Annotated in this window: 8 protein-coding genes, 1 tRNA gene and 1 pseudogene; 8 read left to right on the forward strand and 2 right to left on the reverse strand. The window is 62.4% G+C overall.

Going from position 1 to position 9,944, the window contains the following annotated elements:
- Positions 1–37: 37 nt before the first annotated feature.
- From urtB to urtE, 4 genes are all read left to right on the forward strand, one after another.
- On the forward strand, positions 38–1,669 hold the full coding sequence (gene urtB / locus ABDX79_RS10890) for an urea ABC transporter permease subunit UrtB (RefSeq protein WP_346220326.1): 1,632 nt from the start codon (positions 38–40) through the stop codon (positions 1,667–1,669).
- The gene (urtC, locus tag ABDX79_RS10895) at positions 1,666–2,820 is read left to right on the forward strand and encodes an urea ABC transporter permease subunit UrtC (RefSeq protein WP_346220306.1); all 1,155 of its coding nucleotides are present in this window, start codon (positions 1,666–1,668) and stop codon (positions 2,818–2,820) included. Before urtB ends, urtC begins: the two co-directional genes overlap by 4 nt.
- Before the next feature lie 293 nt (positions 2,821–3,113).
- Positions 3,114–3,881, forward strand: coding sequence for an urea ABC transporter ATP-binding protein UrtD (gene urtD, locus ABDX79_RS10900; protein WP_346220327.1), 768 nt, complete (start codon positions 3,114–3,116; stop codon positions 3,879–3,881).
- Between the two features lie 19 nt (positions 3,882–3,900).
- Positions 3,901–4,593, forward strand: a complete 693-nt coding sequence (gene urtE / locus ABDX79_RS10905; RefSeq protein WP_346220307.1) for an urea ABC transporter ATP-binding subunit UrtE — start codon at positions 3,901–3,903, stop codon at positions 4,591–4,593.
- Between the two features lie 53 nt (positions 4,594–4,646).
- On the opposite strand, the gene ABDX79_RS10910 is transcribed toward urtE, so the two are convergent.
- Entirely contained in the window at positions 4,647–6,098 is a 1,452-nt protein-coding gene (locus tag ABDX79_RS10910) for a DUF6880 family protein (protein WP_346220308.1), read from the reverse strand.
- Positions 6,098–6,835 carry a 7-cyano-7-deazaguanine synthase QueC gene (gene queC / locus ABDX79_RS10915; RefSeq protein ID WP_346220309.1) on the reverse strand — a complete coding sequence of 246 codons (738 nt, stop codon included), beginning with the start codon at positions 6,833–6,835 and terminating at the stop codon, positions 6,098–6,100. Before queC ends, ABDX79_RS10910 begins: the two co-directional genes overlap by 1 nt.
- 323 nt (positions 6,836–7,158) lie before the next feature.
- Between queC and ABDX79_RS10920 the strand changes: the two genes are divergently transcribed.
- The 4 genes and pseudogenes from ABDX79_RS10920 (at position 7,159) to ABDX79_RS10930 (ending at position 9,846) form a co-directional block, all read left to right on the forward strand.
- Positions 7,159–7,248 (forward strand) — tRNA-Ser (locus tag ABDX79_RS10920).
- A gap of 83 nt (positions 7,249–7,331) precedes the next feature.
- A pseudogene (locus ABDX79_RS19715) lies at positions 7,332–7,601 on the forward strand (DUF6538 domain-containing protein); the annotation flags it as partial.
- Positions 7,602–7,622: 21 nt separating this feature from the next.
- Complete coding sequence (locus ABDX79_RS10925) at positions 7,623–9,248, forward strand: site-specific integrase (protein WP_346220310.1); 1,626 nt, start codon at positions 7,623–7,625, stop codon at positions 9,246–9,248.
- Positions 9,249–9,396: 148 nt separating this feature from the next.
- Positions 9,397–9,846, forward strand: a complete 450-nt coding sequence (locus ABDX79_RS10930; protein ID WP_346220311.1) for a hypothetical protein — start codon at positions 9,397–9,399, stop codon at positions 9,844–9,846.
- Positions 9,847–9,944: the final 98 nt, after the last annotated feature.

Genomic DNA, 9,944 nt, shown 5'->3' on the forward strand with positions numbered 1-9,944 from the left:
GCTCGCCGCGTTCGTACTTTTTGCGGGCCTGTTCGCCATGTCGGCAAATCTTGCCGGCGCTCAGGATGCCGCAACCCCTGAAGAGACGGCTTCCCCCGCAAGCGCCGTGGAGAGCGCCGAGGATCCCGCCGCCATCATTCAGGAATTCGGCGGCAAGCAGAGCTACGACGACACCGAAGCGGTCATCGCGCGCCTCGCGGCCACCGGAGACCCTGCCGTCGCGCGGGCCTTGCGGGCCTTGCGCGAAGGCGATCTTTACTGGCGCAAAAGCGACGATGCCGTCTTCATCGCGATGCGCGATGGCGATGGCGATGGCTACGCCCTGACCGATCCCTATACCGGCGTGGATGCCGGCACCGTCCCGCGCGGCGAGATGACGAAGGTCCGCGTCAAGAATTCGATCCGCAATGCGGTCACCGGCGCGCTCGGATCGCTGACGCTGCGCTCGGACAATCCCGCCCAGCGCATGCGCGCGGCCAACACCCTTTTTTCCGAAGCCAATCCGGACATGATCGAGCCGCTCGAAGCCGCGATCGAGGCCGAAGAAGACTCATCCATCCGCGCCGCGATGGAACAGGCGCGTGCGGCGGCGGTCCTTCAGTCGGACCGGCCCGACACCGAGAAGGCGGAGGTCACGAGCATCCTTGCCCAGCGCGGCGACAGGCAGGCGCAGACCTATCTTAGCGGGTTCGCCGCCTCCACGGACGAGGAGGCTGCAAGGATTGCCGCCAATTCGGCCGTTGCCCAGATCCAGTCCAACATCAATTTCTGGAATCAGGCGCAGAACGTCTGGTACGGGCTTTCGCTCGGCTCGGTTCTGCTGCTCGCCGCAATCGGCCTCGCTATCACCTTCGGCGTCATGGGTGTCATCAACATGGCCCATGGCGAGATGGTGATGCTCGGCGCCTACACCACCTTCGTGGTTCAGGAGGTGATCCGCACCCACGCGCCGGAACTCTTCGCCTGGTCGCTGGCGATCGCCCTGCCGCTCGCCTTTCTCGTTTCCGGCCTTGTCGGTCTCATCATGGAGCGAGGGCTGATCCGTTTCCTCTATGGCCGGCCGCTCGAAACCCTGCTTGCCACCTTCGGCGTGTCGCTGATCCTGCAGCAGCTTGTGCGGACCATCTTCGGCCCCACCAATCGCGAGGTCGGCAATCCCGACTGGATGTCCGGCGCGTTCGATGTGGGGCTGATGGCCGTCACCTGGAACAGGCTCTGGATCATTGTCTTTGCCCTCGTCGTCTTCGCCGGGCTGCTTCTTATCCTCAACAAAACGCCGCTCGGGCTGCAGATGCGGGCGGTCACCCAGAACCGGCCCATGGCCTCCGCCATGGGGATCCGTACGCCCTGGGTCGATGCAATGACCTTCGCGCTCGGCTCCGGCATTGCGGGAATTGCGGGCGTTGCGCTCAGCCAGATCGACAACGTCTCGCCCAATCTCGGCCAGGGCTACATCATCGACTCGTTCATGGTCGTCGTCTTCGGCGGGGTCGGCAATCTGTGGGGCACGCTTGTCGGCGCGATGAGCCTCGGCATCCTTAACAAGTTCCTTGAGCCTTATGCGGGCGCGGTGCTCGGCAAGATCGTCGTTCTCGTCCTCATCATCCTCTTCATCCAGAAACGCCCTCGCGGCCTGTTTGCGCAAAAGGGACGCTTCGTGGACGCATGATTTTCGCCAGATATCTCGGAGCCCGCGTCTGGTTCCTCGTGCTTCTTCTGGTCGCAGCGGCCGTTCTCGTGCCCATGGCAAGCCTCTGGCTGCCGCCCTCGAGCCCCTTCCACGTGCCGCCCTATGCGGTGCCGCTCATCGGAAAATATATCTGCTACGCTCTGCTGGCCCTCTCGCTCGATCTTGTCTGGGGCTATCTCGGCATCCTGTCGCTCGGACACGGCGCGTTCTTCGCGCTCGGCGGTTATGCCATGGGCATGTATCTGATGCGCCAGATCGGCTCGCGCGGGGTCTATGGCGATCCGGTCCTGCCGGACTTCATGGTGTTCCTGAACTGGCAGGAGCTGCCGTGGTACTGGTACGGTTTCGACCAGTTCTGGTTTGCGGCGCTGATGGTGATGGTCGCGCCGGGCCTGCTGGCCTTCGTCTTCGGCTATTTCGCCTTTCGAAGCCGCGTCACGGGCGTCTACCTGTCGATTATCACCCAAGCCATGACCTACGCTCTGCTGCTCGCCTTCTTCCGAAACGATATGGGCTTTGGCGGCAATAATGGCCTCACCGATTTCAAGGACATTCTGGGCTATTCGATCCAGGCCCCGGAGACGCGCGCGTCGCTGTTTGCCGCAAGCTGTATCGCGCTTGCCCTCGGTGTCGTCATCGTCGGTGCGATCACCCGCTCCAAACTCGGCAATCTGATGATCGCCGTGCGCGATGCAGAGAGCCGGACGCGCTTCATCGGCTGGCGACCGGAATATGTGAAACTCTTTGCCTTCACCTTGTCGGCGGTGATGGCCGGAATTGCCGGCGCCCTCTACGTGCCGCAGGTCGGCATCATCAATCCCGGCGAGTTCGATCCGGTGAATTCCATCGAGATCGTCGTTTGGGCAGCCGTCGGCGGACGCGGCACACTGATCGGTCCGGTTCTCGGGGCGCTCCTCGTCAATTACGGCAAGACGATCTTTACATCGATCGCTCCTGAATACTGGCTGTTCGTTCTCGGCGGTCTTTTCGTCTTCGTGACGCTCTTCCTGCCGCGCGGGATCGTCGGCACGTTCGATCACGGCTGGAATGCGTGGAAGGAGCGCCGAGCCGCGAGCCAGCGCGAAAAGGGCGAGGGGACGGGCGAGCCCACGCCAAGCCCTGCGGAATGACCATGACCGATCAATCAACTGCACGCCTGAAAGCGGCCGAACAGGCCAAGACGCTCGAAGAACCCCAGGGGCAATTCCCGGAGACGACGGGTGAGGACGGAACGACCGGGGGGCACGACAGCCGACCGGCGAGCGAAACTGGCGCAGACGAGGCGCCGGAGGCTGCTCCCGCACCGATACCTGCGAGCGACGAAACCCTTCCGAAGGGCGAGGGGGGCGCCGGCGAACCGGCGGGCGTCGCCGAGCCGGTCGTCTCGCCGCACCCTTATGCGACCCAGCTCCGCCATGAGCGGATCGAAAAGGAAAATCGGCTCGGCGCCCGCCGCGAGACGCTTCTCTATCTCGACGGGGTCAACAAGACCTTCGACGGCTTCAAGGCGATCAACAACCTCTCGCTGGTCGTGCAGCGTGGAGAGATGCGCGCGATCATCGGCCCGAACGGGGCCGGCAAGACGACGATGATGGACATCATCACCGGGAAGACGAAGCCCGACACCGGCGATGTCTATTTCGCCGGTGATATCGACCTGACGAAATACGACGAGGCGTCGATCGCCTCCATGGGCATCGGCCGCAAGTTCCAGAAGCCGACCGTCTTCGAGAGCCTCACCATCGAGGACAATCTGCGGCTTTCGATGGAAGGCTCCCGTTCCGTTCTGAGGACGCTGTTCCACCGCAGGAGCGGCAGGGAGAACGACCTCGTCGAAGAGATCCTCGATGAGACCCGGCTGGTCGAACGACGCCATGCGAGGGCCGCCGACCTCTCCCATGGCCAGAAGCAGTGGCTGGAGATCGGCATGCTGCTCGCCCAGGACCCCGAGCTTCTTCTGGTCGACGAGCCGGTTGCCGGCATGACCGACGCCGAGACGGAGGAAACCGCGCGGCTGCTGCGCAAGATCGCCGAGACCCGTTCGGTCGTCGTCGTCGAGCATGACATGCATTTCGTGCGCATGCTTGGCGTGAAGGTGACGTGCCTGCACGAAGGCACCGTCTTGTCTGAAGGATCGCTCGACCATGTCTCGAACGACGAGCGCGTGATCGAGGTGTATCTCGGCCGATGACCCACAGGACTTTTCCGGCATGCTGACCGTCTCAAACGTCGATCTCTACTATGGCGCCGCCCAGGCCCTTAAAAACGTCTCCCTCGAAGCAAAGACCGGCAAGATCACCTGCGTCCTCGGTCGCAACGGTGTCGGCAAGACCTCTCTCCTGCGCGCAATCATCGGCCAGCAGCCGGTCCGCCGTGGCGAGATCCTGCTGGAGGATCAGGCGCTCGGAAAGTCAGCGCCCTATGCGCGCATCCGAAAGGGGATCGGCTTCGTGCCCCAGGGGCGCGAGATCTTTCCCCTGCTGACGGTTCGCGAGAACCTTCAGACCGGCTTTGCCCCGCTGAAGAGCGACAAGACCGTTCCCGATCACGTCTACGAGCTGTTTCCTGTTTTGAAGGACATGCTGTCGCGCCGGGGCGGCGATCTTTCGGGCGGCCAGCAGCAGCAGCTCGCCATTGGCCGGGCGCTGGTCACGCGGCCCAAGCTGCTGGTTCTCGACGAGCCGACCGAAGGTATTCAGCCCTCGATCATCAAGGATATCGGCCGGGCGATCCGTTTCTTGCGCGACGAGTTCGGCATGACAATCCTGCTCGTCGAGCAGTATCTCGATTTCTGCCGCGAGCTGGCCGACGAGATCGCGATCCTCGATCGCGGCGAGGTCGTTCATCGGGGCGTTGCGAGCGATCTCGATCGGGACGATGTACGCCGTCATTTGACGGTGTAAAAATACCGCCGGACCTTTAAAAGCACTGCTTTTGAAGGGCAGGGGTGGCGAACTTAACTCTCGACGCGATTCCAGAAGCCGCGTTTGCGGCCATGGTCTTGCCGAAGCCGCGCCGCATAGGCGGCATGGTCTTCAAGGGCGCCGAAATCGGCGATCTCTGCCGCCAGACGCTCGCATTCGTCAAGATGGCGGGCGGCATGCTTGTAGCGACTCGATCGTCCTTCCTGAAGCGTGAAATCGATCATTGACCGCAAGAGGCGGGTCGCCGCCAGCGGATGGGATGGCGCCAGTCGTTCGCTCGCGGGCGTCAGAAGAGAATAGAGATCGCCGTTCCATGAGCGGTCTGGATCGAGAACGAGATCGGCGGCGCGCTTGAGGTCCGGCCACTCGACGAAGAATCCGAGCGCATCATGCTGTTCTTCGCGCCCGGCGACCGAGGCCAGCACGTTGGCTTCCGTCTCCACATCCTCGAAATCCGGCAGTCCCGCGATGTATCCCTTCAGCATCGGGACATCGAGGCGCTTCTCGAAACAAAGCCAGCGAAAAGCCTGAGCGTCCTGGGGTCGGCCGGCAGCTTCCAGCGCCGCGATATAGGCAGCCTCCCATTCCGGCTCGATGAAATCGGTGACGATTTCTTCGGGGCTTTCCAGGACGCCGGCAAGCGCCTCGAGAGCGTCCTCTGGCCGTCCGGCTTCGATCAACCGGGTTGCGATTTCTGCCGCGACGCTCGGCACCGTGCGCTCGAGTTCGGAATGGCGCGCGACGAAATCGTCCACATTGCCTTCGGCGTCGGCGATGGCGCGCAGCGCCGTGTCGCTGCGACGGCGCTTGCTGAAGCTCTGGAATTCGTCCTCATATATCGGGCCGTTCAGGGAATAGGCGACGATCCGCCTCTCGGCGTCGGGCTTGCGTTCGACAGGTTCTTTGGCCCAGTCGAGGATCTTCGCCTTGAGTTCGGCAAGGCCTTTCGAGCCAAGAGCAGGCGCAAGCTTCTGAATCAGGTCGTCGAACTGGCCGTAATCGTTTTCGGTGAGCGCCGTGAAAGCCTGACCTGCAAGCGCTTCGGGCGGCGGCGAAACACGCGCGGCAAGCGTCGTGATATCGTCGATCGCCTTGCCGAATTCGGCCGCGATGGTGCCCGATCCGTCGTCCGTCCGCTCGAAGATGCCGTTCGCCAGCGCCAGATAGCGCCATAGAAGATCCAGCGCCTCGGCCGGATCGCTGCCGCCGAGGGTTTCGACGATGGCGTGCCGCTGGCCTTCGAGATCCTTGACGAGGTCCTTGCGCTTGCGCCAACCGACCCGCGACTTCGCATTGGCGATCGCGGTCAGCCGCTTGCGGATTTCGTGGGCCGCGCTTTGCGGGCTCGCCTCATGGGCAAGTTCCAGCCGAAGCCGCCGCTTGGCTGTGGCATTGCCAGCCGAAATCTCCATCAGGAGTGCTGCCAGCCGCTCCGCGCCGAGTGCTTCGAGATTGGCGGCGTTGAGCGTCGTCCGGGGCGCCATCAGAAGCCGCTTTCGCTAGCGTCGCCGCGCGCGGTGTCGCGTCCCCGATAGGCATTCCAGCCGTTCGCCCTCAATTCGCAGGCCGGGCAGGCACCACAGCCATAGCCCCATTCGTGGAAATGTTCCCGGTCGCCGTGATAGCAGGTATGGGTCTCATCCCGAACGAGATCCACCAGCGCCTTGCCGCCGAGCGCTTCGGCAAGCGCCCAGGTCTCGGCCTTGTCGATCCACATGAGCGGCGTATCGAGAACGAAGCGCGCTTCCATGCCGAGATTGAGGGCCAGCTGCATCGCCTTCACAGTATCGTCGCGGCAGTCGGGATAGCCGGAATAATCGGTCTCGCAGACCCCCGCCACGATGTGCTTCAGCCCGCGACGATAGGCCAAAGCTCCGGCAAAGGTGAGGAAAAGGAGGTTACGGCCCGGCACGAAGGTGTTGGGAAGGCCATTGGCCTCCATCGTGATCTCGGCATCGCGTGTCAGGGCGGTGTCGCTGATCTTGCCGAGTGCGTCGATCTCGATCAGGTGGTCCGCCCCAAGCCTTTCGGCCCAGTGCGGAAACTGCGATCGCAGGCGATCCAGCACATGGGGTCGGATATCGAGCTCGATGGCGTGGCGCTGGCCGTACCCGAAGCCGATGGTCTCGACCCGCGAAAAGCGCTCCAGCGCCCAGGCGAGGCAGGTGGTCGAATCCTGACCACCTGAAAAGAGCACGAGCGCGGTGTCGCCGTTCTCCATGGTTTTCTTGACCTCAATCTATCCTGCGCCAGTCCGCCGCTTTTCGCGTTCTGTCTTCATAACCGGGCCTTCCTGGCGATTGAAGGGTGGACAGAGGTCATTTTCCCGGGGGTGGTTTGCCTGATTTTGCTTTGCCCCCGGAAAAGCTCTTCGGCCGGTGCGGGCAATCTTGCGAACGCCGCTCGAAACCGTGTCGCGCTTCGTTTCGCAGATTGAGTTAAAACCACGCGCAGCGACAAATTTTCAAGCAGCCATAAACAACCGATCAAACCCGCTTCACCGGGGTTGCGTCGAATCCCATCTAGCGCTTATGAGGGAGTTCTGGAGAGGTGGCCGAGTGGTCGAAGGCGCTCCCCTGCTAAGGGAGTATACCGGAGACGGTATCGAGGGTTCGAATCCCTTCCTCTCCGCCACGGATTTTCCACTCTCCGCCACTTAAAATCCCGCTGATTCACGCATTCGACCCGGTCGACACACCCGTTTCGGGAGTGTGGGAATGTCGGTTTTGGCTGGTGTATCGTCCGGTGTATCGTGCCGTGTATCGCGTCGAGGATTACCGAGGCGGACCGAATCGGACGTCAATCGACGCGGGGCGGGTCCCTATCTCGTCCGGTCCGGGACGATCTATCTCTTCCAGGTCCGCCTTCCGAAGGATCTGGGTGGCGGTCGCTCGAGGCCGCCGATCCGGATCAGTCTCGGGGCCTGTTCGGCGCGCGAGGCACGGCGCAAAGCCGACCTCCTTGCAGCTCACGCACGGGGGCGGTTCGAGGAGTTGAGGGGCAGACGGTTGGCTGAAGGCAAAGATGAGGACGGCGCGCAAGTTGAGGACAAAACGCCGACCATTTCCGGAGAAACTCCAGAGGAAGCATTGGTCGAGATGCGCGGATGGCTGAAGGCGCATCACTCCTTCATCGCTGGTGAGCCTCCTCGTCCGAATCCAGACCAGGAGGCCGCGTTCGAGGGATGGCGCGGCCTGGTCAACATCGGACGTGAGATCGCCAAAGGCTCCGAAGGCAATCCAGTCATTGCCGACAATGCGGACATGCTGAAGGAGAAGTACGTTGCCAAGCTGATGGGCACGGAAACGTCCGCAGCCGCGATCAAGTCTGTCGATGCGACGCCAGCGTCTCAGACGCCATCGCAGTCTGCCGCTCCGGCAATCGCAACTCCCGCGGCGGCCGTTCCGCAGACGATGACCGACGCTCGGCAGAGTTTGTCGACGCCCTTACAAATGCAGGACCTGCTGGACGAGCACGGACAGAAGGTCCCTGCATTCAAGCTTGATCGACGTTTCGTGCCGCGTCCGGCCTCGACAATGCCGCTCTTCAGTGAAGTCTCTGACGACTATCTGGCGGCCCGGGCGGACGCTTCCGGGGGTAAGAACAAGGATCTCAAGACAGCCCGCTTTCGGCGGGACCTCTTCATCGAGCTGATCGGAGACCATCCCGTTGACACCTATGATGGGTCCGACCTCCAGGCCTATATCAGTCTCCTGACCTTCTGGCCCGCCAGCGTCGCGGAACGTCCAAAGCATATGACGGCGCGCGAGATCATCGACCGCAACCGCGATCTCCACGCCAAGCCGCTGGCGCGCAAGGCGCTTCAGGAGGGCTATGTCAGCATCGTTAAAACGATGATCGGCTACAAGTCCGCGACGCTCGGCTACCACAACCCGTTCACGCATGTTCGGGTCTGGTGGCCGAACACGGCCGCACCTCCCGTCTCGGCCGAGCCTTTGAGTGCGGAAAAGATTTCCGCGATCTTCAAGGTCGGCGTCGAGAGCGGGCTTCTCGACAATGCCCTTCTTCCGCTGCTTGGGCACTTGACCGGACGACGTCTCGGCCTGCTCATTCACCTGAAAGGTCACGACTTCCGCGAGAAGTATCACGGCGTTCACGTGGCGCAGACATCCGGGATCACGCAGATCAACGGCGTCTGGAAGCGTGTCCCATACAAAACGAATGCGAGCACGAACTTCTTCGTTCTCAACGACTTTCTCGATGAGATCGGCTTCGTGCATTGGGCGAAGGGGCTGGGCGACGCTTTCCTGTTTCCCGAACTCATGCGCCTTGCCGATCCGAGCAAGAGCGCCTCGTCCTACATGGGGCGACTGTTCGAGCGGGCGGGTGTCGAGAAGAGCCGCAAGGAGGTCTTCCATTCGCTGCGCGGCGGGCAGATCGAGGACATGCGCGACGCCGGGATCAACCCGCGCGACAGCAGGTTTCAGTCCGGCCATGCCATCAGTGTCGATGAGCACGAGGGCTATGGCTACAAGACGATCACCGAAACGCGCGCCCGGGAGCTTGCAAGGCTACCGCTCAATCCGTCCATCGACTACTCGGTGTTCCGCGGTCTCGACTTCGCCAAGATGGCGAAGTGCAAACGGACCAGAGGACGACAGACACGGCCGTAGCTGACGCCTACGGCCGCACAGACGAGGGCGACGAGTTCCGATTTGCCTTTCTGTAAAAGCCGAAGTCCTCGGCATTTGAGCGAACGCGTTCTCCGGGTGTTCAAACCCGGAAGGGTAGACCGTCCTTCGACCACACGGAGGATGGGTGATGACGAAGACGGAACCGCAAACCAATGTTCGGCCTTCGAAGCAGGAATGCCAACGCCTGCGTGCGATCGCCAAATGCGCGAAGAACGCCAATGGCCGAGCGCTGGAGGACGTCTTCGAACTCGGAGCGAAGTTCGAGGAGGCGGCGGAACTGCTGCGCGGCACCTTCTCGAGCTGGGTTCGACAGGAGTGCGAACTCGATCCGCGAACCGCTCTTGGCTTCCGAAAGGCTCATACGGTCCTGGCGGATCATCGAAAGATGCTTCTGAAGCGCAAGGTCTCGCCGAGTGTCGTCGTCCTGATCGCAGAGGCGGAAGTGGAGGCTCGCGAGCAGGCTCTCGTCGCGATTGCTTCCGGTCGGTCCCTGACCGCGAGGGAAGTACGCCGCGTTCTGCGCGGGACCGTTCCCGATCAGCCGAAGACGGCGTTAGCGTCCGAGTACGTGGTGTAATTTCTCCGGCGCTGCCGGTGTGATCTTGGGTGGCCATCGAGGTGTATGATCGAGGTGGAGTTTGGCGACTTCAACCGAGAACCATACGGAGACCCCGA

It is taken from the genome of Fulvimarina fulva (genome assembly GCF_039652615.1).
Taxonomy (GTDB): domain Bacteria; phylum Pseudomonadota; class Alphaproteobacteria; order Rhizobiales; family Rhizobiaceae; genus Fulvimarina.